This is a genomic window from Psychrobacter sp. NC44 (assembly GCF_904846655.1).
Taxonomy (GTDB): domain Bacteria; phylum Pseudomonadota; class Gammaproteobacteria; order Pseudomonadales; family Moraxellaceae; genus Psychrobacter.
Genome location: NZ_CAJHBN010000012.1, coordinates 56,021 through 82,128, shown reverse-complemented (window position 1 = coordinate 82,128; position 26,108 = coordinate 56,021). Strand labels below are relative to the sequence as shown.

Below are 26,108 nucleotides of genomic sequence, written 5' to 3'. Positions count from 1 at the left end.
AACAAAGATTTATTATGGCTAAGGGAGTTATAGCCTACGATCGGTTTTCTACTTTAAAAAATCCGCTACGCAAATAAATAGAAAAATAAGGACTGCTTATCAATTGTTAGTATATATTCTCTCATCTATCTAGCTCAAAACTCACATCCACAATCAGCAGTAAATGCATCACATACTTCATCAGTGATGATGATGCACGGGTCGCTCCGTTATTAGCGGTGTTGATTATATCTTCTTCTTTAGGGCTAATTACCGATAATGAATAACCACTATAATAGTCGTTATCAGTAACGTTTTTTGATAACTGACGATAGTCAGCTTTAAACTCTTTCATTGTTTCTAGCTGTTTTGCTTCATTCATTATTTTCTGATACTTTAACTCCTCTTTTTTAGGTTTGATTGCGCGCTTCATTTGGTAAGCACTGATATTTATTCGCCAATATCTGGCAGGTAGTATTTTTATAGCGATATCTAAATAGTCGTAAAACATCTGTTTTTCATTAAATTTAAAACGAAGGTCGCTATGAGATGAGTTAGCTTTTTTGTAGAATATTGAAAGCATGCGTTGGACATGTTCTTTCGTTGACTGATCAAGATATAGCTTTTCTAATTTAATAAAGCTTTCCTGCACGAGTTGCTGCTCTTTAACAATGGTTGGCAGCGTTGGTGCTATTAATATATGTCCTGACTTTGGCTGTTTGTACTTAGATATCAATTTGTAATCAGGCTTACCATTTTCATCAGCTGCTATAAGCAGCGCTCGATTGTATAGCTCAACTGCATCTTCATAAACAAAATGATGTTGGGCGGCTTCAGAAACGACTTTACCTGCTTCAATCTCACTCAAGAACTCTTCAATCTGCCAACGTGCATACTTACCAAAAATAGGAGAAACACTAACACTCTCCTCTTCTGTATTTGATGAAGAAAAATATTGCTTACTATTATCAATTTTTTTGATATTTAATTCACGGTTAATAAACTTACGTATTTTTGTCAAATCCACACTATTCTTTTCAAAATCTAAGGCTTGTGCATTATATTGATTGAAACTTCGACGTGCTTTATTCGTAAGCTTTGTGATCACAGCAACAGGTAGCTGTATATATGCCTGATCCAGTAAATGTGCTGAGATAATATCTACAGTATGTATATAAGAGCTAAAAGTAGTATCTAGGTCAGCATGTCCCGCAAACTCCATCAAGGCATCCCAATGATGACCAGATTTGATACGCATTTTTCCTAATAAATCCTCTTTAATACGCTGCGCCTCATCCTCTGTATAATCAGTAAAAATATCCAAAACTTTTTGACGACATCTCAGTATTACTGCCATGTTAGATAAAGCATTATGGCGAAAACTATGCAATACCAAGTGTTGGTAATGAGGGCCAATAACCTCTTTAAACACTCGATCCACACTACCTCGATCTAATGGGGTCGATAATCCCTCAAGTGCGAACAAGTATTTACCTTCTTTTTTATGACGAGTCCTTTCTATAAAATAAGCCTGAAGCTCTTTAAACTCACCTGGTTTTAACAATACTGATAAAGTAATTCTGCGAGTGCCATCATCTGACTTTAAGGTTCTATGACTATTTGAACGAATAATCAAATTGATGTCGCTATAAGTATCTCGATCATATTCAATATCTGTTAACCGAATACCTAATAGCTCATTAATTCTTAAGCCGGTGCGATAGAGCAAAGTAAAGATCACTTTCATCATGCTTTTATTGTATGAAGATAATGCAATCTGATTACTGACACTTACTAGAATATGTTTATATAAATCAAGTGATATTAAACTGCTAGAAACTATTTTCGGATCATTTTCACGCTGAAGATGCACGTGTGGTGCACCCAAATGTTTTTTCAAGCTTTGATGTAGTGAGTTCAATACCGTCTGGGTGTAACCTATATTGAGAGTGTTTTTCTTGGCGATGATACTGTCGTATAAAAACTCATATTGATGCACTCGATAATCCGTAATGCCCTCATCACGAGTGCCATATAAAAATGCTTCACCCACCTCTGTCAAATATCTTGATAAAGTAGATGTAGCCTTATTAATAGCATTTAAATCAAGCATCCAGAGAATTAAACCTCGCTCACTATAACCTTCGTTAATTTCAGTCAACGCCTCGAGCTGCTCTTTAATTTTTTTCCTACTGCCCATAAGGGCGCGGCGAATATCTTTTAATACGTTTTTATGAGCCTTGTTTTTACTGACACTATCCTCTATGCCGACAACTTCATCTTGCAAATTTTGAGTAGTTTTATTGAGTCTATTAACCGTGATGTACTCATTTTTGACAGTAGTGGTATCTGATTCCTGAGGAGCCCCTAAGTAAGCTTGCCAGTCGTTTAAACTAATGGCAGTATGGGTATCATGTTGAACAAGCAGTTCCACTAGCTGCTGATCTATATGTACATTCGCCAATGTCTGCCAGTAAATATTCAAATAGCTAAGAAAATCTGTTTTCTCCAAATTATCCGCTTTAAATTTTTGTCTAGTCAAATTACCAAGCTGCCTAACACAGCTATGAAAGCTTGGTATCTTCGATGTTTCATCTTCCAATAGCTGATTAACCTTAACTAGCCACAAGCGACTGATATCGTCTATGAATACCCACTTTGAATAAGATATAATTTTTTCATCAGAACCGTCGATATCGACTATCTGATTGCCATAAGTTTTAGACACGATATCTAATGGAATATAGACCATGTCATCAGCCAATTTATGTAACTGCTTTTTAGTGGTGATATGCACATAAACAGCATTTAATACATCAACAGAATGTATGCGACCATGCATCAATAATGAAAACATTAACCAAGCTAGTCCATCAACAAGGGTGAAACTGTTCTTTGTTTGCCATATTTGAACAGCCTCCTTCATTATATCTTGCAGTTTAGGCAGATAAAAAAAAGCATCCCTTACTGCTGTATTTTTTGGGCGTTGAGGCTGATAAGCAACCGTTGGGGCTGGCAGTGGCTCTAACCCCTTACGCTTACGCTCACGGTTAATATTATTAAAAAAGAAAAGACGCTTGGTTAATGCTATTGGCATTAGACCTGTAGAAATATATTTACTTTCTTCAAACCCTTTGTAAATGTCTTCATAAAGTTGATAAATAGATTCTTCATTGACTTCAGGTTTTTCTACTTCAAAGTTTTTAAGAAAGCTCTCCCAAAGCTTTTGACATATGAAGTCAACTTCTACTAAAACATCTTTTTTTTGCTCTTCACGTCTCTGCTCACGAAGTTTATAGCCGAACAATTCATCATCTGACTGTTTTTTAACACTCATACTTGCACCTGTCTTATCTCAAGCTTATCTGCAAGTGCTTGATAAGTTGGACGCAAGTCTAAAATATCACCGATACTTATTGATGAATTCTTTCGCCAAGACTCCTGCCCCATCATCTCATGACCAAATACAGAGAGTATCATTGACTCATTTACGTTCTGCTCATGCAGATAACGCTGCCCAACATGCCTTGTCCAATCCTCTTTAAACTTAAAGCTCTCATGAATTTCATTTCTCACCAGTACTGGACGAATTGATTCTAGTTCACCTTTTTTATTAAACACGTTAATCAGTGGTCGCTCAGAATTCATTACTTCGTCAACCCAATGTTGAATGCGCATGTCTAAACGACAAAAACGAGACGAGAAGCTTTTTAAAAAATCTATATATCGGTTGATTGCCTCAATTAAAAATGGGCATAGAGGCACATATCTTTGACTCGACGCCGTTGCTCGCTCTTCTTTGTCAGATATCCAAATCAGCCCCACCTCAAAATTGAATTGGTCCAAATAACCTGGTGCACCCTCAACTGCCCTAACGGAAGTTAAAAGTAAGCTGATATGCCAAAGCCAAATGCTATATGAATTAAATTTTTCAATATAATCAGTTGTTGCCTCTACTTTTTGGTGTAATAGGTCAATAAAATCAATGACGATTACATAATCAGGGCAATTTTGACTACCGATTTTATAATCAAAAGTATTGGAAACTAGATGTAGATAATCATTGTTATATGTACTTCTTAGACTAAGCAGTTTAATAGCCTGTTGATAAACAGTTCGAATATCATCGACACTGTTAGAGCTATACCATACATCCGCTCGCTTACGTTCATTTCGACCTGTAATGATACTAGCAACCTGACTATTAGAGACATGATGAATAAGAATACTGTATAAGCCTTTTTCAATACGGGCCAGTGACAGATATGGTAGCTTTAGGGCATCACGAGTTTCGTTTACAACTTCATACAAAATCTCTTTATTAATATCGCCTTTATAAGCTAAAAACACACCCAGTTGCTCAGGAAGACTTATGTCACATTCAAGCAAACGATTGGCTAGTATTTGCTGGATACCTTGAGTACGAAGCCTAAGAGGTGTGATGTCTAAGATAATGTTCAAATGATAGCTATTGTTCCGACGATTTAAATTAATATACTGCTTAGTGTTACCTGTTACATCCTCACTTAACTTGAAAACTGATTTTCCAGTTAACATTGACAATAGTAAATAACTAACTACTCTCTTTTTATCTCTATCATGACTAGATGATAATTCCTCAAAAAGCTCCCATAGATACGCAAAAATATTTTGTAATGCGAATAAAGGTAGAATCCTAACATTACTGCCAATAAGACGTTCGTTCTTATTGGCATGCTGCAGCTTTGAGCGCGTACGATGGTAAATCTGTTGCGGAGAATATTTTTCATGCGCTTGTAGTGATGTTTGCTTGAGTATCGTAAAATCTGGTAATCCAATATCTAATTTCTCGCGCACGACATCAATATCATTATCAGTTTTTAAAAACTCGATGACACTAATTAACTCATCACTATCATCGTCGACATCATTAAACGCAATGTACTCAATTTTTTCGTCATCAACCCGCCGTGTTACCCTACTTTTACGACCATTTATGGAAGTCCGCTCGATACGATTTTTGTTGTGCAGCACAAATTTTAATGCTCTGTGCACTTTAGCAAACTGATTGAGGTCAGGACTATTAATCTTGTCGAGATATTGCTTATATGCATCAATATTGTCGAATGTAGTGGCTATGTCTTTAGATTGCAACTCTAAACACTTTTGCCATAAGTGATGATAAGAACTACCTTGTACTATCCACAAACGTGCAAAAGTAGTTATCTCAGTAATTCTGTTCACTAATTCACGATCTAAACAATATAGTAGTAATTGATATAGTTTGGATATCCAAAGCCACTCTGGTGCTGGATTGCTGATATCCAAATCTTTCAGATGGTACGTTGAACCTATAAATGCTGTTACTCTGAAATGATCGTTTGTTAATCTACCCGTACAACTCTTATAAATAGCTTTAAGTTCTATTTTAGATAAAACAAAATCCTTTTCTATCTCTGGTAAAGATAAACTCATAAAACCCTGGCCTGACATTGCAGCCACAGTTAAAAAGTATTGCCTAACGCTTTGGTGGTTACCGACTAAATTAGGAATGAGTCCATCAGTAGCGCGCTCAATATCAATCTTCATTTACATTCCTTTGTATCAGCTCTTGAAAGCTCGGCATCCTAAAAATTGGGGATTTTTGTTTTGCATGTTGATAGTCAAAATGATGTCTATAAATACCTTTTCTTCGGCAAACATCCTCAATCGTCATCAATTTACCAAACAGCTTGCGTTGAATATCTTTTGGCATCTGAGCCTTTAATTGGTTATAGATATTAACATCTAACGGATTTAGATCTAAGAACTCTTCTAAAACATACCTCCATGACTCTAGGTTTATTGAGCTTATAGTTGGTTGAAGCTTCCTAACATAGAGAGCGGTATTATTCGTCATTCGCAATTGTGCTGAAAAATTTTTGTAAAAATAGAAACCTATTCCATCATACCAAACATCAAGATTTACAGTCTGATCGTCTGAGTTAGCTATACGAGCCAGTGGAAAATATTCTACATAGAGTTTATATGCTGTTTTAGCTTCAGGGTGTATATACAAGTTTAAAAAGTCTTTAGGAGATAAACGAGCATATTGAGTACTAGGCTTGGGTAGGTTTTTACTTTTTTTCATAATGCATCTTTAGCTTGTAACTCATATAAAGTAGCTGGCTTTGGAATCCGAAATATCACGTATAGACATTGGACAACTCTGCTAGGGGAGAGTAAAATATGATTTAACAATTTTTTAGTCGGTGTCAAAATACCATAAAATCATGGTGACTATAAACGTGTGATATAAGTAATACTGTTCTTTTTTACACTATACATTGAGATAATAAAAAAAGCTACACCATATGTATATCATATGGTGTAGCTTATAATCTATTAATATGCATTTCTATAATTTTAGTCCGCGAGCCTTGCCAAGGTTGGGGTTTCCTTGAGTTAGACTCATTTCAACAAAACATCATTCCGGCAGCAAACGAATAATAGTTGTGGTGGCATTCCTTTTTGTCATTACCAGTAAATTAGCTCCCTAAACGAATCCTTTAAAAACGAAAAAACTGCGTATCAAGGCAGTTTTTTTATTTTTTTAGTTTGTTAAATTTTCACAGCAAACAACTTTGTAGGATAAAAAAAACAAGACCAGTGCTATAAAAAACACTTTAGGTTATAAATAAACGTAAGTGACATTATAAAACCAACCCTAACGCCTTTTCACGCTCATCTGAGATTGCTAAATAAGCCGTAATCCATTCTAAAACCGCTTTGACCTTATGCGATTGCCCTGAAGAGACAGGATAAGTCACATAATAGCTGCCGCGACCCTTTGCCGCATAATCCCACGCCATCACTAAAGCGCCTGATTGTAGCTCAGGCTCAACCAAGCGTAACGGCACCAAGGCTATACCATAGCCAAGTAAGGCGGCAGAAATGCAAGCATGAAAAGTCTCAAAACGTGGACCTACAAAGGTGCCATCGACGCTAATATCTTGTTGCTTAAAATACTCATACCACGCACTTAAGCGCGAACTTATTTGCAATAACACATAATCATCCAAACATTCCCTACTTGTCAAACACTCAGTACTCAGTGTTTTATCTCGCAAATACTGCGGCTGACAGACCGCAACGCAGTATTCATCGAACAATTTTATAGACTCCATATTGCTCCACATGCCATCACCATATAAAAAAGCAATATCGACATTTTGGTCTTCAGAAAAAAACGGTCCCGCCAGCTCTTTAATATCCAAGTTAATAAGGGGATATTCTTGACTAAAGCCACTGAGTGCTGGAATCAACCAACGGGCACAAAATGTCGGATGCGAGACGATTTTTAGCAGCTCGGTATTACTGCTATGCGACATCAAATTGGTGGTCGCCACCTCGATATGTTTTAAAATCTCTAATACTTCAAGATAATATGACTTGCCAGCAGGGGTCAATGAAATCCGGTGCGGCGTCCGATAAAACAAAGACAGATTTAGCATCTCCTCCAACTGCGCCACTTGCTTACTGATGGCGCTTTGGGTCATGTGCATCTCTTGCGCGGCATTGGTAAAACTCAAATGACGGGCAGCGGTCTCAAAACATTGCAGCGCCGTCGTTGAAGGATATCGTCTAAAGGCTAATGGTTTATTGGTGTCTGTTTTCATAGATTGCTTTTCTTTTATTCCATATTAGGGCGTGTCCTTAATTCACTCGATAGTCATCTAAATGGGTTAAAAATGGCTAAATCTTGCCAAACATCGTCAAATAGCTTGTTAATATCTCGATATTATCTACGCTATTCTTCTTGTTTGACGGCAATTTATCTCATTTTTATCGCCATTTTTGAAATGAAGACACGCCCTAGTAAAATATCAATGATTATTTAAAATCACGTTATCAGGCATTCCTAGCCTATGGCGTCATCATACCTATATTCAAGCGTAAATAGCGATACCTCACTATAAGCACTATGTAACTGACACTGATGCCATCATCGGATTTACTTAAGCATTCAACCAATTATTCGGTCACTAATTTTAAAGACTCTCCTACAAAAAACACCGTCGATTCCTGATAAAATAGCAAGGTCTGATGATAGGCTCTGACATACCGCAACTGATTTGCTATCTTGCCCTCCTCTTTTTCATCATTACGACCTATGCCGCCGTTATTCTTAAACTCATGAATTATTTTTCAGCTAATTTGCACTATTAGCGCCTTCTTTATTTGTATTGGATCATATGAAACATAACCTTGAGGTGAGCGCAAATGCTCGCCGAACTCAGTATTTCCAAGTATTCTTAATGGGCGTCAGCGCCTTTATTATGAATACCACCGAATTTGTCCCCGTTGCCCTATTAAGTGACATCGCCCAAGATTTTTCCATCACTACGGCTGAGACTGGCTGGATGTTGACGCTCTATGCGTGGATTGTCGCGGCCATGTCATTGCCATTGATGCTACTTACCAGCCGCTTTGAGCGTAAAAGCTTACTCTTGGGCTTGTTTGTGGTTTTTATTGCCAGTCATGTACTATCAGTATTTGCATGGAGCTTTGATGTATTGCTGATTAGCCGTGTTGGTATTGCTCTATCACACGCCATATTTTGGTCAATCACCGCAGCGATTGCGATACGCGTAGCACCAGAAGGCAAAAAAGCACTGGCGCTTAGCGTACTGGCGACCGGTACTTCATTAGCGATGGTGCTCGGTGTGCCACTAGGGCGCTTAGTCGGTCAATGGTTTGGCTGGCGGGCGACCTTTGGCGGTATTGGCGTGATTGCTTTCATCGTATTTATTCTACAAGCAAGGCTGTTGCCAACATTGCCAAGTATGTTTGAAGGCTCGTTTAGAAAGATTCCAGAATTGCTTAAAAACCCCTTATTGGTTTGTTTGTATCTGCTTATTTTATTGGTCTTTACCGCGCACTATACGGCTTACTCGTATATCGAACCTTTCATGCGTCAGGTTGGCGCTATCAGTGAAAACGCCGCGACTGTTGTGCTGCTATTATTTGGGGTGGCAGGGATTGCGGGCAGTGTGATTTTTAGTCGCTGGGGTGATCGTTTTAATACCAGATTGATGCTGATATCGATCATATTAATGCTGCTATCTATGCTGGTGCTATTGTTTGCCGTGACCTCCATCTGGGCGCTGAGCTTGATTGCGCTACTTTGGGGCGCCGCGCTTATGCTGCTAATTATCTCCATGCAAGCCAAAGTCATCATGGTTGATGTCACAGCGCAAGACATGCTGATGTCGATGTTCTCAGGGATTATTAACTTAGGGATTGGCGCCGGTGCGCTGTTTGGTGGTTATGCAGTAACGCATATTTCCATATCGAGTGTGGGCTATGTTGGCGCAGCTATCGCCAGTGTGTCGCTGCTGTTGATGTTATTTATGATAAAGCGCTTTCCTGAGTTAAGTAGAAGGCTTGGTTAATGAGAATTAGCTGAGTCAGTAAAGTTAAGCCTGAAAATATTGTCGCTAAATGTTGATGTTAAATGAGAACAAAAAAAATGCCAGTTATTTAAATGGGCTGGCATTTTGCTTTCTCGTTCATTTAAAAACAGGAAATAAGCCACCCATTAGAAATCCACCTTACCGCGCAAGGCTTTTGTTTTGCCGCGCTGGGTCTTTTGATCCACGCGTTTGCGCTTAGCGTTTCTGCTAGGTTTAGTTGGCTTTCTGGTTTGATTGACATGAGTGGCTTTTATAATAAAGCTTTGCAGCCGCTCAAAGGCATCTATCTTATTCCGCTCTTGCGTACGAAATTGCTGAGATTTAAGCACAAACACGCCTTCTTTGGTGATTCGGCTGTCTTTACTGTCTAATAAACGCTGCTTATGCACATCACTCAGGCTTGAGGTATGGATATCAAAACGCAGATGAATCGCAGATGAGACTTTATTGACGTTTTGCCCGCCAGCGCCTTGCGCACGTATCGCGCTAATTTCTACTTCATTGTCATTAAGGCTAATGGTATTGCTAATGAAAATCATAGAGCTCTTTTTAAATCATAAATAAGTATGATGAATAATAAACCATTATTTGCTCCCCTTCTACTTCGTCAATAACTAATCTAATAGCTGGCGACAGCGCGCAATCACTGGCGCATCTACCATTTGACCATCTATCTCAAACACTGCCTGTCCACTGCGCTCATACTCTTCGACCACACGCTGAGCAAATGATAGCTCACTCTCTGTCGGCTTAAGGGCGCGCTGCACAACAGCTACTTGTTTGGGATGAATACACAGCATTCCTGACATACCTATCTGTGACCATAAACTTACTCGGGCGCTTAGTCCTATCTCATCATTAAAATCAGGATAAACAGTATCGATGGGCGCTGCTAACTCATGTACTTTAGAGGTCAAAACCAACTGATAGCGAATCTGATTGGCGACGATATCAGCAGCAGGCGTACCTACTTGCACCCGCAAATCATTGCATAAATCTAAAAACCCATAACTAAACGCGGCTAACCCAACTGCTTTTGCCATACTATCGAGTTGATACAATCCAATGGCATTCTCAATCAAGGCAATTACAGAAAAATTAGTAAGCTGGTGCACGCTCTCAATATCTGATGCTTGTTCAGCTTTGGCTAACAACACACCAGCCAAATTAGGCATTTTCTGACAAAGCACGATGTCTTTAAAAAACTCTCCGCCGCCTGCTTTATTAATACGTAGCCAAATCGGCTGATAATCTGCACTGTCATGATATTGTTGTAATGCTTTGCGGGCATCTGCTTTATCTTCTGACGCAACAGCATCTTCTAAATCGACAATAACTGCATCTGCGCCACTAGCAAAGGCTTTCGCTACTCTGTCGATACGAGTCGCTGGCACGAATAGCCATGTTTTATTTTGAGAGATTATATTTATTTTATGATTGGTCACTGACTCCATGCGTAACTCCATTATATTGTTCAAGTAGCTGTTCGTACCTTTATTATGCCATTACACAGCCTATTTTTACTTTAAATTAATAATCTATCGATGCAGTGACACTAAGCGTATTTAAACACTTGATCAAAAATAAAATCAAAAAAACCGCATGAAAATAAATCTCATGCAGTTCTTAATAGTAAACTGTTCTTGAACTTATATGCTGTAGCTTTACTGATTAAGCTAACATACCACCATCGACAACGATAGTCGCGCCCGTGGTATAACTTGATGCATCAGACACTAGATATAATACCGTGCCAGCCATCTCGTCAGGATCCGCAACACGTCCTAGTGGAATAGCATGTAGTGCCATTTTTAACACTTTATCATTGGTCGTCAAGGCAGAAGCAAACTTGGTATCGGTTAGACCCGGCAATAAAGCATTGACACGGATATTGAGTGGGCCACACTCTTTGGCAAAGGCTTTAGTCATGCTAATGACCGCCGCTTTGGTGATTGAATAGATACCTTGCTTATCACCCGCAACCAAGCCATTGACCGATGCGGTATTTAAAATCACCCCGCCGCCCTGCTCGCGCATCATTTTTCCAGCGGCTGTCGACATAAAGAAGTAACCACGGATATTGACTTCAACGGTCTTATCAAAAGCCGCTAAATCTGCATCTAAGATATGACCATAATATGGGTTGGCTGCGGCATTATTGATCAAGATATCAATTTGGCCAAACTCGCTTTTGATATGCTCAAAAATCGCATCAATTTGCGCCATCTCGCCCACGTGACAAGCAAAGGCACTGGCTTTGTAACCATCTGCTATTATGCTATCAGCGACTGCTTGGCAAGCATCAATCTTACGGCTAGAGACGATCACGTGCGCTCCTCTTGATGCCAATAGACGAGCAATAGATTCGCCAATACCGCGGCTTGCGCCAGTAACCAAAGCGACCTTACCGGTTAAATCAAATAAATCTTTCATCATTGTTCCTTATGATTTTGTAAATCAGCTCTTCAATTTTAAGATTTTTATCGTAGGTACATAATAAGTTATATTCGAAAAACTGCAAACTCATTACAAGGCAGCCGAGCGTAGATAGTACGCATAGTACATCGAGCGAGGCTAACACCGTAATGATTTAGCAGTTATTTGAATATTAAGCTAACATGCCACCATCGAGGGTAAACGCATGACCGTTCATAAAGGTACTCTCATCACTTGCAAGCCATGCGATCGCGGCAGACACTTCGTTAACGTCTCCCAAACGGCGTAATGGACTGGCATTAATAGTGGCTTTTTGCGCGCGTTCATCCATTTTTGCCATGGTATTGCGTACCATAGGCGTATCAATGAAGCTTGGGCATACCGCGTTAAAACGAATATTGGCACGCGCGTACTCATGAGCAGCAGATTTGGTTAGACCCATAACACCATGTTTAGCCGCGCTATAGGCTGAGATCATCGGCGCTGAACGCAGACCTGCGATAGATGCCACGTTAATCACATGACCACCACCATTAGGCAGCATACAGTTGACGGCGGCGCGCATACAGTGCCAAACACCTTTTAAATTCACAGCGATATTGCGATCAAAGTCATCATCGCTTAGCTCATGCATTGGCGAAGGCTTATGGTCGATACCAGCGTTGTTTACCACCACATCTAGACCGCCAAGCGTTTCCACTGCAAAGTCGAACAACGCACGTACTTCATCACCGCTGGTCACGTCTACTTTTTTAAATACAACACTGTTGCCAGCGTCTTGAGCTTGCTGGGCAACCGCAGCCCCCATCTCTTCTGCCATATCCCCAATCACGACTTTTGCGCCGCGACTGGCTAGCAATAACGCGCTTGCTGCGCCGATACCCGAGGCACCGCCCGTGATCAAAATTCGTTTGCCCGTTACATCTGATGCAATTCCATTTGTATTCAGTGTCATGATCTATCCCTCTACCTTAAGTACCAGTTTGCCGAAGTTTTCACCTTTAAAGAGCATCATCAAAGTATCTGGGAATGTCTCGATACCTTCAACGATATGGTCTTTTACTTTCATATCACCTGACTGAATCCAGCCAGCAATATCTTTCATGGCGACTGGATATTCTTTGAGATTATCGAATACTACGATGCCTTCCATGCGGGCACGATTGACCAATAATGATAAATAGTTCGATGGGCCTTTGACTTCTGTGGTGTTGTTATACTGACTAATCGCACCGCAAATGACGATACGCGCATGCAGATTGATTTGTGTGAGCACATCATTCAAGATATCACCGCCTACGTTGTCAAAGTACACATCAACGCCATCAGGACAGGTTTTCTTCAGTGCTTTTTTCACATCTTCGTTTTTGTAGTCAATCGTTGCATCGAACCCAAGCTCATCGACTAAGAATTTGCATTTCTCAGCGCCGCCTGCGATACCGACAACACGGCAGCCTTTGATCTTAGCAATTTGACCAACCAAGCTACCAACGGCACCAGCTGCGCCAGAGACGACCACAGTCTCGCCCGCTTTTGGCTGACCTGTTTTTAGCAAACCAAAATACCCTGTCATACCCGGCATACCGAGTACACCCAAGTAATAAGACAATGGCGCAAGTTTTGGATCAACTTTATACAGATTGGCACCATCACTGACGGCATAAGACTGCACGCCATCGTGACCTGCGACATAGTCACCAACCGCAAACTTCTCATGCTTGCTTTCAATCACTTCACCTACAGTACCAGCACGCATGACGTCACCAATCTGTACCGGTGCAATATAAGATTTGGCATCGTTTAGCCAACCACGCATCGCCGGATCGATAGAGATGTATTCAACCTTAATCAGTAGCTGACCATCGGTGATCGTCGGGATTTCTGTCTCAGTATAATCCCAAGTCTCGGCACTAGGCTCGCCTACTGGTCTTGCTTTTAATCGCCACTGTTTATTCATTTTTGTCATGTCTCTGTCCTTAGAGTTGTCCTTAGAACCAGTCCGCTTGCATATCCGTGCAAACCGAGTTGGTGTTGGTTAATAATTCGATATCACGTTTGATTAATGGTAATTCCCAATCGATAAAATATTTGGCCGCTTGTATCTTGCCTTTATAAAAATTCTGTTGCTCAGCATCTTGCGTGGTACTTAATAGCTGCTCAGCTTTACTCGCTTGACGAATCCAAATCCAGCTCAGCACAATCGAGGCAAAGATATTCATGAGTGCTTGCGCGTTGCCCGTCAATGTCACTGCTTCTTCGGTTTGTAGAACTTTGCTGAGATGCACCAATACTTCATGCAAGTGACCCATGTAAGGCATCAATTTACCTGCCAATTGAGCGCTCTCAGGTGTAGTGATATTTTCTAGATCTTTTGTGATTTCACGTTTGAGGATTTGAATACCCAGACCACCTTTTTGCCATAACTTACGAAATGACAAATCTAATGCTTGCACGCCGTTTGTGCCTTCATGGATAGGATTCAGGCGATTGTCACGCCAGAACTGCTCGGCTTGATACTCATGTGTATAACCTGCACCGCCCAATACTTGAATACCCAAATCATTGGCTTTTGGCCCATACTCAGATGGCCATGCTTTTAATACTGGAGTGAGCAGGTCTAGTAATTCTGTTAGCTCATTCTTTAGCGTTTCATCTTCACAAGTGTTGATACGGTCAATCAAGTTTGAACCATATAGGCATAATGAGATGCCGCCTTCAGAGTAGGCTTTTTGTGCCAATAGCATGCGCTTTACGTCACCATGATTGATGATGGCAGTTGCCGCATCTTCAGGTTTGTTGTTTGGAGCGATTCTGCCTTGCGTTCTGTCTTTGGCATAATCAAGTGAGTATTGATAACCGCGATAGCCCACCATCGATGCGCCAAAACCGACAGCGATACGCGCCTCATTCATCATTTTGAACATATAGCGCAGGCCAAAATGCTCTTCACCGATGAGATAACCATGGCACTCGCCCTCATCGCCGAAGCTCAATGCCGTAGACGTCGTGCCTCTATAGCCCAGCTTATGAATTAGTCCGGTCAAATGTACGTCGTTGCGTTCGCCGACCGATGCATCTTCGTTTAAGCGATACTTAGGTACCGCAAATAAGGAGATGCCTTTGACGCCGCCCGGACCACCTGGGACTTTAGCCAATACTAAATGAACAATGTTATCAGACAGTTCGTGATCGCCGCCTGAGATATAGATCTTGCTGCCTTTGACGCGGTATGAGCCATCATCTTGTTTTACCGCAGTGGTTTTGATATCTGCAAGTGATGAACCTGCATGCGGCTCTGTTAATGCCATCGTTCCGGTGAACTCACCTGTCAGCATGCGCGGCATAAAGGCGGCTTTAATCTCATCACTAGCAAAGTGTGAAATCACATTGATTGCAGCAGTGGTCAAAAATGGATAAGCAGTGGTTGAGGGATTGGCAGCCATAAAATAACCTGCCACGGCTGTCATGACCGTCTCAGGCAGCTGCATACCGCCGTCTTCAAAACTATAACGACCCGCGATGAAGCCTGACTCACGGAAAGCATCAAAAGCGACCTTAACATCGTCTATCATGCTGACTTTTTTGCCATCAAACTGTGGTTCGTTTTTATCGGCAATATGATTGTGTGGCAAAAACAGCTGGGTCGCAATTTTATTGGCCGTATCCAGTACTGCGTCAAACGTTTCGCGGCTATGTTCTGCAAACTTAGCATGCTTGGTTAAATTTTCAGTGCCCAATACATCATATAATTGGAAAGGTAACTCAAAGTCATTGATTAGCGTATCTGCTGCCATAGTATTCTCGTTAACTGATTAAATTTGGTTATCAATCGATATTAATCTAATTTAACGCCTTACCGTATTGTCATTTATGACATAATTATGGTCAAATACGACATAAATAGTACTTGTATTCAGAAAATTCAGATAAAAAATCGGTATTTTTGTTCAGAAAAATAAAATTTTGGTCAGCCACAGCGAAAGGAGAATAGACATCCATGCCCTATTTCAAACCCTTTAAAGTCATTATTATCGGATTCGATGGTGTGCTCGGCAGTGCATTGACAGGTGCGTTAGACTTGTTTTCATTTACGGGTGTCAGTTGGCAACGATTTTTAGATGAGCCAGTAGAACCACGGTTCAATGTGCAGATAGCAAGCGTTGGTGGCATAGATATCAGATGTAGCAACCGCTTAATCATGCAAGCACATTGCGATATTCAGGACGTGGCGGAATGCGACTTGCTATTGATTCCGACGATTGGTGATTCAATCGATAAGGCACTGAACCAAAATGCAGATTTGATACCCCATCTAACGCGGTTGGCAGACACTAGATCAGATATAGCCAGCAACTGTAGCGGTGCTTTCTTTTTGGCAAAGGCAGGATTATTAGATAATAGAATCGCCACCACGCACTGGGGTTACGCCAGTAAATTCAAAGCAGATTTCCCACTCGTTGATTTACAAGAAAACCAGTTTGTCACTCACTCAAAGAACAAGTCAGACAGCCAGTCGGGTAATATATTTTGTGCGGCGGGTGGTAGTGCATTTTTTGACTTAGGACTGTTATTGATAGAGCGCTATTGCGGACGTGAGATTTCTACTCAAGTGGCCAAAACTCAAATTATCGATAGCAAGAGAGGCAGTCAAAACAGCTATACCAATGTGACCTTGCATAAGCCGCATTCAGACCAATTGATCAAGCAGGTACAAGAATTCATTGAGGAAAATTTCTATCAGACTATTCAGGTGATTAGATTGGCTGCCATGGTTAATATCACCCCACGGACGTTGAACAGGCGCTTTCAGTCTGCTGTTGCCATGCGCCCGATTGAATATATTCAGGCCGTCAGAATTGAGCAGGCAAAACGCTTGCTAGAGTTAGGCGATGTGACCATAAAATCGCTTGCCGAGCAAGTTGGCTATGATGATATCTCTTCGTTCACGCGTCTATTCAAACGGGCGACAGAGCTAACCCCCAAAGAGTATCAGGACAAGTTTTCGCGGTTAGCGATTTAGTTATGGCAGTGAATAGCAATTAGGGATTAGCAGTTAGGGATTAGCGTTTAAGCATTCTGCCATAGCCCTTCGACATGGATAGCTTCTGCTTTAATGGTTGGATAATCGGTAAATACTAGCTGATACCCGCCATCGGTATTAAGTGTTAGCTGACAAGTTACTCCGAGTGGAAAGCTGTGTTTTTGTCCAATATGACCAAAGCGCATGCCGCTATAAATGGGTAATCCGGTCAATTTATGCAGCTGGCGAATGACTGTCGCGACATCATAACGCTTGTCATAACTGTCCTCTCCTGTACCAGACAATGCCCCAAATACAATCGCTTGTTGATTTTTAAAGACACCTGCCAGATACAAATCATATAGCATGCGCTCGATACGATAAGGTTGCTCGCCCACGTCTTCCAAAAAAACAATGCCGCCATCAATGCGCGGTAAATACTCGCTACCTGCCAGCGCTGACACCACGCTTAGATTACCACCCCATATAGTGCCCGTTATTGCTTTGGGCTCAGCACTTGTTAGAATACTGGGTAAATTGGGACTAGTTAAGGTAGCGTCTGATATATCAATAACCAGATTGGGATTGGTTAGTGCTTCAACAAACTGTCGACAGCTGACTTGATCAGGGACAGTTTTTCCAAATTCACTATAGAGCATCGGTGCTGCGAGTGAGCTCATATCACCCTTTGCCAGTAGCGCACATTGGATAGCGGTCACATCACTGAACCCTGCGAGTATCGTGCCATGCTCCTTCATAATCCGTCCTAGCGTTGTCCAGTCAACCATGGGTAATATACGCATCGCACCATAGCCGCCGCGCACGCCGAGTAACAATTTTGGGGCGGCTATTGCACCCGTAGCGATGTTTTGCAGGTCACTCGCTCTCTGCGAATCCGTACCAGCAAAACGCAGATACTGGCGATTGGTAATCGTAGAGTTATTGACTTTAAAACCTGCACAGGCCATACGCTCCAATGCCAATTGGGTGCGGTCACCACTACCACCAACGTTGGAGCTGGCAAACAGTCTGGTCTCAATCGTAGGCGCGATACAGTTAGTCTGCGTTAATGATGCCTGCTCGTTTAACGATTCTGTTGGCAAATCATCTTTGGTAAGCTGAGTGCTGCCATTAGGCTCGATAGAACTGGTGGCCCAAACCTGAGAGATACTTTGGCTTGCTAATGCAGCAGTACCCGCACTGACACCTACTCGACGCAAAAACTGCCTACGGCTTAGCCCAGATGTTGTTTTAATCGCTGTATGCTCATTTTTGTTTCTATCATCTGTTAATAACTGACTCTTGAAAACCATCTCTCTCTGCCACCTTATCATTTTTATTTTAATATACTTTTGCATCATCTTTATTTTTGCAGTCTACTTGCTTAAACCGCACAGCAGCATATTGTAAACGCTTTTTTGGCGATGATAGTTGCCCAACCTTTGCCACTATTTAATTTTTCGCCATGCTAGCCATGATACACATCAAAAACCTAGCCTTATTGGCACATTCCGCGACTTTGTTGTAGTATGAGAACACCGATTTCGGTTAAATAAGGATAATAATAATGGCTGAGAAAGCGACTGATAAACAGAAAAAAGAGGACATATTGGATACTGATTTAGAGTACCTCATCAACGAAGAAGAAAAACTGCAAGAAAAGCTAAAAGACAGTAGCCATCTTGAGCGTTTTGCCAAAGATTTGATGCTATTCATGAGCTTGATTAAAGACTACTATCAAGGAAACTATCGCGATATTCCCTACAAGACCATTTCAGCAGGTGTGGTTGGACTGCTCTATACTCTCAACCCAATCGATATAATTCCAGATTTCATACCCTTTATCGGTCATATTGACGATGCGCTAGTCCTCACCTTTTGCTTGAAGTTGGTCGAAAAAGATTTGCAAAAATATCAAACTTGGAAGAAAAAACAAACCGCTACTGACTTAAAGAAAAACAGGTAACTTTGTACAAGCTATCATCCTAAAATGATCGTTATAAAAAATAATCGTTATAAAAAGCCACGACTGACAATCAATGTATCAGCCGTGGCTTTTTTATTCATTAATAGCAATTATCTACGTGTGTTAATCTGGAACATCATAACGCGCTTTTTCTGGATTGAGACCGAACGAATAGACAAAGGTTGCAACGAGGCTATTGATAATAATAAACGGCAAATCGATAGCAGCATGCCCAAGCGCATAGCGACCAATCAGCCACGAGACAATCAGCATAATAATAAAGAAACCGCCTAAATACGCCAAAATTGCAGGATGCTTTAGATTGTAATGTTGCTCAGGTTCAGGCTTCTTATCAAGTACATAGGTTCTGATTGCCCAACCCGCTGCATAAGAAAATCCGCCCAATACCACGTAACTGAAAAAATTCATATTGCTTAACTCTAATGACATATGGTTTATAGCAAAACACTGTTTAAAATAACACTATCGATCTTAAATTCTGTTTATGAGCCATGCTTTTTTAGAGGCTCTCATTAACATTATCAATCACAATATTGGCATGTGGATTGGCTAAAATATCGGTATTAACATCATCACACTCGACACGATAGATGGTATTGGCACCGCGATAAATATAGGATAAGTATTCACTATCTAAAAGTGGATCGATATTGGCATAGGCAGGCTTCACATGAGCCAGTACTAGCACTCGATCAGGACGCCCAATGACCGCATCGACATTGTCAGGGTCAATAGAGAAAAACTGCGGAATGTCGCTATTTTTAATCACTTCTAGCGGCTCAGCGTCATCCCAAACGCGCTTCGCACTTGCCGGCTCTTTCATCTGCATCACCCACGAGTCATCCTGTTGACTGATTTTTATTTGGGCAGGCTCGTCATGACTAACCGTGTAACAACCTTCAAAAACCGATAAGTCTGTCGCCGCTTCGACCATTCCAGTATCAGCTTGAATGTTGCTATCGTTGCAAGCACTTAAAAATAGCGCGCTGCTCACCGCTATGCCGACTGGTAAGCACATCAGCCTTTTATAAAAAATGTTTGAGCGTAAGGACATAATAGGGTTATCCTGCATTCATGCATTAAACTTTTATGAAAATTGTCTTAAAAAAAACTATCTTTAAACAGTGATGACGACAATGTTGCTATTAGCATTATTTTTTAGGGCGTGTTTTCATCAACTATTGGCACTGTCGAATGATTTGCGCTACTCATTGACGCCAGCAAACTGCTGTTTTTTCTGCTGCGCAGTCAATACCGTTTGATACTGTGTCGCAACACAGCTCATTTTAACAGAAAATAGCAAGGTTACTATTATGATCTGTGCTTTTGGCGACTTTGTGCATTACGATTGCCCATATTAACGATAGATTTGTTATACTCATTCCCAAAATATAACGGAATCGCTGGTGTAAAAACAACGCTAGCAAAATCCCTCCAACCCTCCCTATCTTTATCAATTTTTAGGTCAATAATTTTTTATGTCAGACAATCGCACCTCAGCGCAGCCATTCAACACCAGTAACGCGATGAATCCGTTGGCCGCCAAATCAAACACCACCGTGGCCTATACGGATGGTGCCTGTAAAGGCAATCCGGGCGCGGGTGGCTGGGGCGCACATCTCATTTTTAGTGATGGACGTACACAAGATTTGTACGGCGGTGATAAAGAGACAACCAATAATCGCATGGAGTTGATGGGCGCAATACAAGCACTAACCCATAGCCCGCATGAGCACAACCTCGAGATTTGGACAGACTCAAGCTATGTCAAAAAAGGCATCACCGAATGGATAGAGGGTTGGAAAAAAAGAGGCTGGAAAACGGCAAGTAAAAAACCCGTCGCCAATCAAGACCTTTGGCAGCAATTAGACAAGCTATGCCAGCAGCGCGATGTTGACTGGCATTGGGTAAAAGGTCACGCAGGACATGCAGGCAATGAAAAAGCGGACGAGCTGGCAAACTTGGGCGTGACGTCCAGCAGTGAAGAATTATCAAGCATAGAGCCGCAAGACACGGCTAAAAAAAAAGGGCAAATAATGCCTAATACAGCGCAAAATGCTGCTCACGATGACTGGCTAAGTTTCGATCCACTGGGTCTGGATATGGCAGATGATGAGCTTGACGAAGATGTCATAGGCACTGATAACGATACAAACCCTGCCGATGATATGATAAGTAAAGATGCTGTAATAGAAGCCGATCGCTATCAGCATAATGCTAGCAAACCAATGAGTAAAATAGAGATGCCGGAAACCCAAACGTCTATGACTGATGCAACGATAAATGATCATGTGCCCGCTAGCGTTACTGGCATAGAAGAAGCTGATACACCAAAATTCGACGGTGACACCAGTCGTGCCAATCCGTATTTCATACCGCTGCTACCCAAACCTATCCATCGTCATGAGTCTGATCGCCAGCTCATTATGGATACTGAAACCACAGGTCTTGATCCGTTAAAAGGCGACCGTATTATCGAAGTCGGTATCGTGGAGATGATCGGGCGTAAATTTACGGGTGAAAAGCTCCACGTTTATATCAATCCACAGCGCGGCATGGATGACGAGGTCATTCGTATCCATGGTATTTCTGAGGCATTTTTGACCGACAAACCTACCTTTGATCAAGTTGCTCAGTCGCTCTATGATTTTATGGACGGCGCAGAAATCATCGCTCATAACGCCACCTTTGATATGAACTTCTTAAACATGGAGTTTGCCAAAGTTGGTATGAACGACTTTGCCGAGCGCGTACAAGTGACTGACTCGCTGGTCATGGCAAAGCAGCAATATCCTGGGCAAAAAAACACCCTAGATGCTTTAGTGCGTCGCCTAAATGTGGGGAAGCAAGATCGTACTTTTCATGGCGCCTTACTTGATTCAGAGATTTTAGCAGAAGTTTATCTGGCAATGACAGGTGGACAGGTTACACTCGCCATCGAAGAAGACACGCAAACAGATGGCGGGCAGACAGCCCACGCCAGTTTTGCCAATTTAGCGTCTTTATTGCTAGAGTCATCTATGGATGAAAATACCAATCAAGAGTGGTATGCCGCGCTCGCAGAAGCGTATCCTGAGTTAAAAGCCAATATGTAGTCGCCGTATAAGCTGATGATATCAATCTTTGAGCAATAACATTTGTATAATATAGGCTTGATTATTGTTATATTAAGCGTTAAAACATCACCAGCAAGTGCTTTTTCGATCATCATTTAAACCATCGCCATTCTCATCAGTACATTATGGAAAAACACCTATGAACCAGTCTGCGCAAATGAAGTTAACGGCCCCAACGCTTAGTGTTACTGATTTCAATCTACCATCGCTACATTTGTTGCATGATGAGATCATCGTAACCTTAAAAGATACTGAGATTCATCTGAGTGAATTTAATGATGATAATAGTCAAGCCCCTTTATTATTAGATTCTATCACTGTGCTAAAGCAGCTGTCTTGCATCTTTGAGCTGATATCTTTGGTTGGTGCAGAGGCTTTGAACACCGCTATTGTCAATGGTTTACAGCGCCTCTATGATAATGGTGATAATAACGATACCAGCTTGATTATGGACTTATCAGAAGCCATTATGACACTGGATCGCTATATCGAGTTTGTGCTTTTGACAGAGTCGGTAGAGCCAACCTTGTTACTGCCTGTTATCAATAAACTCAATGCTCACGGGCAAGAAACCCCTATCACAGCAGACTATTTTGCAGCTTTTGGTAGCAGTAGTGTCATCATTGCCAACCCTGAACAAAACTTCCAACCACTTGACGAGCTTAACCTAGACACTGAACTACTAACTTATGCTTATCGTAGTGGTCTTGGAGTCGCTCTGCTCAATCAAAATGGCAACGTTAGCCCAGACGATCAGCAGAAACTTGACGCCATGAGTGCAGCGTGTGCTTTGATAGCATCAAACACCAGCAGTCTATTTTGGCAAGCGGCCACCGCAGCTGTCACGGACATTGCCACGATATTACCGCTAAATCTGAGTCAAAAACACACACTGATTTATTTAGAGCAGCAATTCCAAAGCTACTTGCCTGTGATGGACAAACGGTTTGCTGATTTGGTCAGTTTCGCTTGCCAGCGTGACAGTGATGCGGCGCAACGACTGCGTGAGCAATACGCCAGCAACCACTTGGAAAGCGCGCAACTTGAGCAAATGAAACGTTTCTTATTCGGTCCTAATCGCGCGCTTACCGATACGCTGAACACCATCATTCAGACCCAAATTAATACCATCAAAGAAAATGTGGATAGCTACGCACGTGGTGATTCATTGAACCCTGTCGATATGCAAACCACACAGATTATCGAAGAGCTAACAGAATTGAGCTCAGCGTTACGCTTGCTTGGTTTATCAAATGCAGCCAATAGTCTCAGCGTAGCAGCAGAAGCTGTTAGTCATTGGCAAACGCCCTCGCCTGATGATTTCGATCACTTGCTGTTGGCATTAATGCATGCGGAAAACGCCACCATTGCAATGGCAGAAATGCACACACCAGGGGCCATCTATTTGCCACTGAATAACCCGCATATCTCTTTACATCAGCTCAATACGGCTAATGATACTTTGATACAAGAAAGTCGTTCCGCTATTGCCAGTGCAGAACAAGCCATTAACGATTATTTGGCTGAGCCAGAGCGTGATATGCTCAATATCCAGAACATACCTGAGATGATGCGCCAAGTGGCAGGGGCTGTGCGCTTCTTACAGCTGCCAACACCTGCCAGCATGCTCAGTCAATTGGCCAATTATCTTCAGCAACGTATCGAAGGTGGACAACGTATTGAAGACAATACGCTTGCCTGTATCGCTGATGTCATTATGGCCGTCGATCATCATCTAGATGGTTTTGAGCACAATCGTCCGGTCAGCAAACAAGCATTAGATGTGGGACAGCAGAGCTTGAGTCATTTACTGGCAGCCTAATTTCTATCACGCTTAAGCACTAAAATGATATTTAAATGGCGGCTCTGCTGCCATAGTCGATCCCATATAGTCTGGATACAAGTAAGATGCGCTTAGCACTACAAATAGTAGTGCTAAGCGAGCCTGACTGACACCGTATCTGATGAATGATATAGGATTGACTTTACTTCAATTAAAAAAAGTCTGTATCAACACTGATGCGTACTGACCTTAACCGGTTTGGAATTTTACCTATGACCAGCGCTTTTGTATTTAGTGATGATACTGTTTTATGCCGCCAGCTACCTAATGGATGGTGGCCGGTGCAGCTTGAATTACCCCCATCCGCTACACATTCAGACGAGGAGACCCAGCTTGCTTATCAAGTTGGTCATGTCACGCTACTCGAAAGCCTAGCACCGCGTCACTGGTCGCCTGATGTCAAGCATACTAGCGCGAGTGTAGACGCTCTGAAGTATGCCGATATTTTAGAAAGTTCCGATACTCTAGAAGGTACCGATACTCTAGAAAGTGCCGACAGTTCGATTGATACTCCCCACACCTTTACTGCGCAAGCGGCTAGCGCCATTACTTATGACTATGCAATTGCACATCACATGGTATTGCCCATCATCGCTGAGGGCAGTGGTAATGCGTTTGTTCCTTACCGCCAGCTGATTACTCAGTTGCCAGTGGCTTTGTCCGATCAGCTTAGCCAAGCGATACAGTTATTGCGCTGGCAAACAGATACACAGTTTTGTAGTCGCTGTGCTGCCCCAACCATTCATGCCAAACGAGATGAGCGTGCGATGGTCTGTCCAGTGTGCCGATTGCGCCAATACCCACGTGTACAACCCTGTGTCATTACGGCTATCACTCGACCGAATCCGCAAACTGGTGAAATGCAGATTTTGCTAGCCCATCATCATCGTTATGGACAGCAAAAAACAGCACCTCATTTATTACAGTCGCCACAACCGTTACTATACGGTTTGATTGCAGGCTTTGTAGAAGTGGGTGAAAGCCTAGAACACGCGGTAGTGCGTGAAGTGGCAGAAGAGGTGAATATCAGCCTATCAGATATTCGTTACGTCAGCAGTCAGCCATGGCCATTTCCGTCTAATTTAATGCTAGGCTTTCGTGCTTCTTACGCAGCTGGCGAAATTGTTATCCAAGAAGATGAGCTGTCGCACGCCGATTTTTTTGATCTATCAAATTTGCCCAAAATACCCTCAAAAGGTAGCATTGCTTACGAGCTGATCGCACAAATTGCCAATGAGCAAGGTATTTTGCTTTAATTTATAATATCAATGCAGCATTTATCAATATCGTTATTATCCTATTATTCTAATGTCAGCGCTCAGAGCACACTTAGCACTTAGCACTGATATTAAGGTTTTAAAGCATATGCAAAGCACCACTAGTAAAAATAGCACCCACATCCGTCTCACCAATTTGCCAATCTTGTTCGACACTTTGGATATAGAGCGCTTACCTGCGGACATACAAGCGAAAATCTCATATATTGATGCTTGTCTACCGCAAACACAATGTGGACTTTGCGAGCACCCAGACGGCTGCTTGCCCTATGCCGCCGCTATCGTGCTTGACAATGAGCCATACAATAAATGTGTACCCGGTGGTCAACCCGTTACCAAGGCCATTGCTCAAATTATTAATATAGACAGTCATGAAGCGATACTTAGCGCTGCGCCTTCTCAGTGGCCAATAGATGCGACCTCTGAACGTCCGACTGAGGTACGTGCAGTGATCCGTGAAGATGATTGTATCGGCTGCACCAAATGTATACCTGCCTGCCCAGTCGATGCTATTGTGGGTACTGGTAAGCACATGCATACTATCTTTACGGATTTATGCACCGGCTGCGAGCTTTGCATCGCTCCTTGTCCAGTCGACTGCATCGATTTGGTCACTGTTGAACGGGAGCTGTCTAGCTCTGAACGTACCACAGAGCAAGAAGATTTAAGACAGCGCTATCATACTCATTTAAGACGCGTCACCGAACAGCTGGCTGATAGTAGCAATAGTAGACCTGTGGTCAGCATGGTTGAAGCAAAACTGAACAATGCCGCTAGTCAATTGTTGAATATTAGCGAAGCGCAGGCAAAAAACACCATTGCCGCAGCGAAGCTACGTAGTAAAATTAAAAAGTTAGAAAAGCAGCTAAGTGTCCGTCCAAATGAGAGCAAACAAGTAGAGCTTGACGCATTGCAAGTGGAGTTAAGTCAGCTTTAATAGCATAATTATCATTTGTTAGACAGTCTACCCAACATCGCTAAAATAAATTTATCCCGATATCTTGTATCAGTTATTA

20 protein-coding genes are annotated in these 26,108 nt (G+C 41.8%); 7 read left to right on the top strand and 13 right to left on the bottom strand.

The annotated features are described in order from the left end of the window. Positions 1–121: 121 nt before the first annotated feature. From JMX95_RS09910 to JMX95_RS09895, 4 genes are all read right to left on the bottom strand, one after another. The gene (locus JMX95_RS09910) at positions 122–3,316 is read right to left on the bottom strand and encodes a site-specific integrase (protein ID WP_201560734.1); all 3,195 of its coding nucleotides are present in this window, start codon (positions 3,314–3,316) and stop codon (positions 122–124) included. Beyond that, positions 3,313–5,547, bottom strand: a complete 2,235-nt coding sequence (locus tag JMX95_RS09905) for a hypothetical protein (protein ID WP_201560733.1) — start codon at positions 5,545–5,547, stop codon at positions 3,313–3,315. The genes JMX95_RS09910 and JMX95_RS09905 overlap by 4 nt, the downstream gene beginning before the upstream one ends. Then, on the bottom strand, positions 5,537–6,088 hold the full coding sequence (locus tag JMX95_RS09900) for a hypothetical protein (RefSeq protein ID WP_201560732.1): 552 nt from the start codon (positions 6,086–6,088) through the stop codon (positions 5,537–5,539). Before JMX95_RS09900 ends, JMX95_RS09905 begins: the two co-directional genes overlap by 11 nt. Positions 6,089–6,650: 562 nt before the next feature. Further along, positions 6,651–7,616 carry a LysR substrate-binding domain-containing protein gene (locus tag JMX95_RS09895; protein ID WP_201560731.1) on the bottom strand — a complete coding sequence of 322 codons (966 nt, stop codon included), beginning with the start codon at positions 7,614–7,616 and terminating at the stop codon, positions 6,651–6,653. Between the two features lie 576 nt (positions 7,617–8,192). Here JMX95_RS09895 and JMX95_RS09890 point away from each other — a divergent pair. Then, complete coding sequence (locus JMX95_RS09890; protein WP_201560730.1) at positions 8,193–9,392, top strand: sugar transporter; 1,200 nt, start codon at positions 8,193–8,195, stop codon at positions 9,390–9,392. Between the two features lie 146 nt (positions 9,393–9,538). On the opposite strand, the gene arfB is transcribed toward JMX95_RS09890, so the two are convergent. From arfB to JMX95_RS09860, 6 genes are all read right to left on the bottom strand, one after another. Continuing rightward, entirely contained in the window at positions 9,539–9,952 is a 414-nt protein-coding gene (arfB, locus tag JMX95_RS09885; protein ID WP_201560729.1) for an alternative ribosome rescue aminoacyl-tRNA hydrolase ArfB, read from the bottom strand. Positions 9,953–10,027: 75 nt separating this feature from the next. Further along, positions 10,028–10,867 (bottom strand): HpcH/HpaI aldolase/citrate lyase family protein, encoded by an 840-nt coding sequence (locus JMX95_RS09880; RefSeq protein ID WP_201560728.1) that lies wholly within the window; start codon positions 10,865–10,867, stop codon positions 10,028–10,030. Between the two features lie 217 nt (positions 10,868–11,084). Then, positions 11,085–11,849 (bottom strand): SDR family oxidoreductase, encoded by a 765-nt coding sequence (locus JMX95_RS09875; RefSeq protein WP_265089724.1) that lies wholly within the window; start codon positions 11,847–11,849, stop codon positions 11,085–11,087. A 172-nt stretch (positions 11,850–12,021) separates the two neighbouring features. Beyond that, positions 12,022–12,804 carry an SDR family NAD(P)-dependent oxidoreductase gene (locus JMX95_RS09870; RefSeq protein WP_201560726.1) on the bottom strand — a complete coding sequence of 261 codons (783 nt, stop codon included), beginning with the start codon at positions 12,802–12,804 and terminating at the stop codon, positions 12,022–12,024. Between the two features lie 3 nt (positions 12,805–12,807). Then, positions 12,808–13,815 (bottom strand): NADP-dependent oxidoreductase, encoded by a 1,008-nt coding sequence (locus JMX95_RS09865; protein ID WP_201560725.1) that lies wholly within the window; start codon positions 13,813–13,815, stop codon positions 12,808–12,810. A 22-nt stretch (positions 13,816–13,837) separates the two neighbouring features. After that, entirely contained in the window at positions 13,838–15,643 is a 1,806-nt protein-coding gene (locus JMX95_RS09860; RefSeq protein ID WP_201560724.1) for an acyl-CoA dehydrogenase, read from the bottom strand. A 203-nt stretch (positions 15,644–15,846) separates the two neighbouring features. Between JMX95_RS09860 and JMX95_RS09855 the strand changes: the two genes are divergently transcribed. Then, on the top strand, positions 15,847–16,869 hold the full coding sequence (locus JMX95_RS09855) for a GlxA family transcriptional regulator (RefSeq protein ID WP_201560723.1): 1,023 nt from the start codon (positions 15,847–15,849) through the stop codon (positions 16,867–16,869). A gap of 47 nt (positions 16,870–16,916) precedes the next feature. Here the strand turns inward: JMX95_RS09855 and JMX95_RS09850 are convergent, their stop codons facing one another. Further along, the gene (locus JMX95_RS09850; RefSeq protein WP_201560722.1) at positions 16,917–18,182 is read right to left on the bottom strand and encodes an LD-carboxypeptidase; all 1,266 of its coding nucleotides are present in this window, start codon (positions 18,180–18,182) and stop codon (positions 16,917–16,919) included. A 254-nt stretch (positions 18,183–18,436) separates the two neighbouring features. Here JMX95_RS09850 and JMX95_RS09845 point away from each other — a divergent pair, with 254 nt between their 5' ends. After that, complete coding sequence (locus JMX95_RS09845; RefSeq protein WP_201560721.1) at positions 18,437–18,835, top strand: YkvA family protein; 399 nt, start codon at positions 18,437–18,439, stop codon at positions 18,833–18,835. Between the two features lie 123 nt (positions 18,836–18,958). Here the strand turns inward: JMX95_RS09845 and JMX95_RS09840 are convergent, their stop codons facing one another. Both JMX95_RS09840 and JMX95_RS09835 read right to left on the bottom strand, forming a co-directional pair. Further along, the gene (locus JMX95_RS09840) at positions 18,959–19,264 is read right to left on the bottom strand and encodes a hypothetical protein (protein ID WP_201560720.1); all 306 of its coding nucleotides are present in this window, start codon (positions 19,262–19,264) and stop codon (positions 18,959–18,961) included. A gap of 91 nt (positions 19,265–19,355) precedes the next feature. After that, positions 19,356–19,910, bottom strand: a complete 555-nt coding sequence (locus JMX95_RS09835) for a hypothetical protein (RefSeq protein ID WP_201560719.1) — start codon at positions 19,908–19,910, stop codon at positions 19,356–19,358. 424 nt (positions 19,911–20,334) lie between these two features. On the opposite strand from JMX95_RS09835, the gene dnaQ reads away from it, so the two are divergent. From dnaQ to JMX95_RS09815, 4 genes are all read left to right on the top strand, one after another. Continuing rightward, complete coding sequence (dnaQ, locus tag JMX95_RS09830) at positions 20,335–21,951, top strand: DNA polymerase III subunit epsilon (protein WP_201560718.1); 1,617 nt, start codon at positions 20,335–20,337, stop codon at positions 21,949–21,951. Between the two features lie 160 nt (positions 21,952–22,111). Beyond that, positions 22,112–23,794, top strand: a complete 1,683-nt coding sequence (locus JMX95_RS09825; RefSeq protein WP_201560717.1) for a hypothetical protein — start codon at positions 22,112–22,114, stop codon at positions 23,792–23,794. A gap of 233 nt (positions 23,795–24,027) precedes the next feature. Beyond that, the gene (gene nudC, locus JMX95_RS09820) at positions 24,028–25,071 is read left to right on the top strand and encodes an NAD(+) diphosphatase (RefSeq protein ID WP_201560716.1); all 1,044 of its coding nucleotides are present in this window, start codon (positions 24,028–24,030) and stop codon (positions 25,069–25,071) included. 109 nt (positions 25,072–25,180) lie between these two features. After that, complete coding sequence (locus tag JMX95_RS09815; protein ID WP_201560715.1) at positions 25,181–26,029, top strand: RnfABCDGE type electron transport complex subunit B; 849 nt, start codon at positions 25,181–25,183, stop codon at positions 26,027–26,029. Positions 26,030–26,108 lie beyond the last annotated feature (79 nt).

Excerpts from the sequence above, each read along its gene's own strand:
- JMX95_RS09910 (WP_201560734.1), bottom strand. The coding sequence starts at position 3,316 with ATGAGTGTTAAAAAACAGTCAGATGATGAATTGTTCGGCTATAAACTT.
- JMX95_RS09905 (WP_201560733.1), bottom strand. The coding sequence starts at position 5,547 with ATGAAGATTGATATTGAGCGCGCTACTGATGGACTCATTCCTAATTTA.
- JMX95_RS09900 (WP_201560732.1), bottom strand. The coding sequence starts at position 6,088 with ATGAAAAAAAGTAAAAACCTACCCAAGCCTAGTACTCAATATGCTCGT.
- JMX95_RS09895 (WP_201560731.1), bottom strand. The coding sequence starts at position 7,616 with ATGAAAACAGACACCAATAAACCATTAGCCTTTAGACGATATCCTTCA.
- JMX95_RS09890 (WP_201560730.1), top strand. The coding sequence starts at position 8,193 with ATGAAACATAACCTTGAGGTGAGCGCAAATGCTCGCCGAACTCAGTAT.
- arfB (WP_201560729.1), bottom strand. The coding sequence starts at position 9,952 with ATGATTTTCATTAGCAATACCATTAGCCTTAATGACAATGAAGTAGAA.
- JMX95_RS09880 (WP_201560728.1), bottom strand. The coding sequence starts at position 10,867 with ATGGAGTCAGTGACCAATCATAAAATAAATATAATCTCTCAAAATAAA.
- JMX95_RS09875 (WP_265089724.1), bottom strand. The coding sequence starts at position 11,849 with ATGATGAAAGATTTATTTGATTTAACCGGTAAGGTCGCTTTGGTTACT.
- JMX95_RS09870 (WP_201560726.1), bottom strand. The coding sequence starts at position 12,804 with ATGACACTGAATACAAATGGAATTGCATCAGATGTAACGGGCAAACGA.
- JMX95_RS09865 (WP_201560725.1), bottom strand. The coding sequence starts at position 13,815 with ATGACAAAAATGAATAAACAGTGGCGATTAAAAGCAAGACCAGTAGGC.
- JMX95_RS09860 (WP_201560724.1), bottom strand. The coding sequence starts at position 15,643 with ATGGCAGCAGATACGCTAATCAATGACTTTGAGTTACCTTTCCAATTA.
- JMX95_RS09855 (WP_201560723.1), top strand. The coding sequence starts at position 15,847 with ATGCCCTATTTCAAACCCTTTAAAGTCATTATTATCGGATTCGATGGT.
- JMX95_RS09850 (WP_201560722.1), bottom strand. The coding sequence starts at position 18,182 with ATGGTTTTCAAGAGTCAGTTATTAACAGATGATAGAAACAAAAATGAG.
- JMX95_RS09845 (WP_201560721.1), top strand. The coding sequence starts at position 18,437 with ATGGCTGAGAAAGCGACTGATAAACAGAAAAAAGAGGACATATTGGAT.
- JMX95_RS09840 (WP_201560720.1), bottom strand. The coding sequence starts at position 19,264 with ATGAATTTTTTCAGTTACGTGGTATTGGGCGGATTTTCTTATGCAGCG.
- JMX95_RS09835 (WP_201560719.1), bottom strand. The coding sequence starts at position 19,910 with ATGTCCTTACGCTCAAACATTTTTTATAAAAGGCTGATGTGCTTACCA.
- dnaQ (WP_201560718.1), top strand. The coding sequence starts at position 20,335 with ATGTCAGACAATCGCACCTCAGCGCAGCCATTCAACACCAGTAACGCG.
- JMX95_RS09825 (WP_201560717.1), top strand. The coding sequence starts at position 22,112 with ATGAACCAGTCTGCGCAAATGAAGTTAACGGCCCCAACGCTTAGTGTT.
- nudC (WP_201560716.1), top strand. The coding sequence starts at position 24,028 with ATGACCAGCGCTTTTGTATTTAGTGATGATACTGTTTTATGCCGCCAG.
- JMX95_RS09815 (WP_201560715.1), top strand. The coding sequence starts at position 25,181 with ATGCAAAGCACCACTAGTAAAAATAGCACCCACATCCGTCTCACCAAT.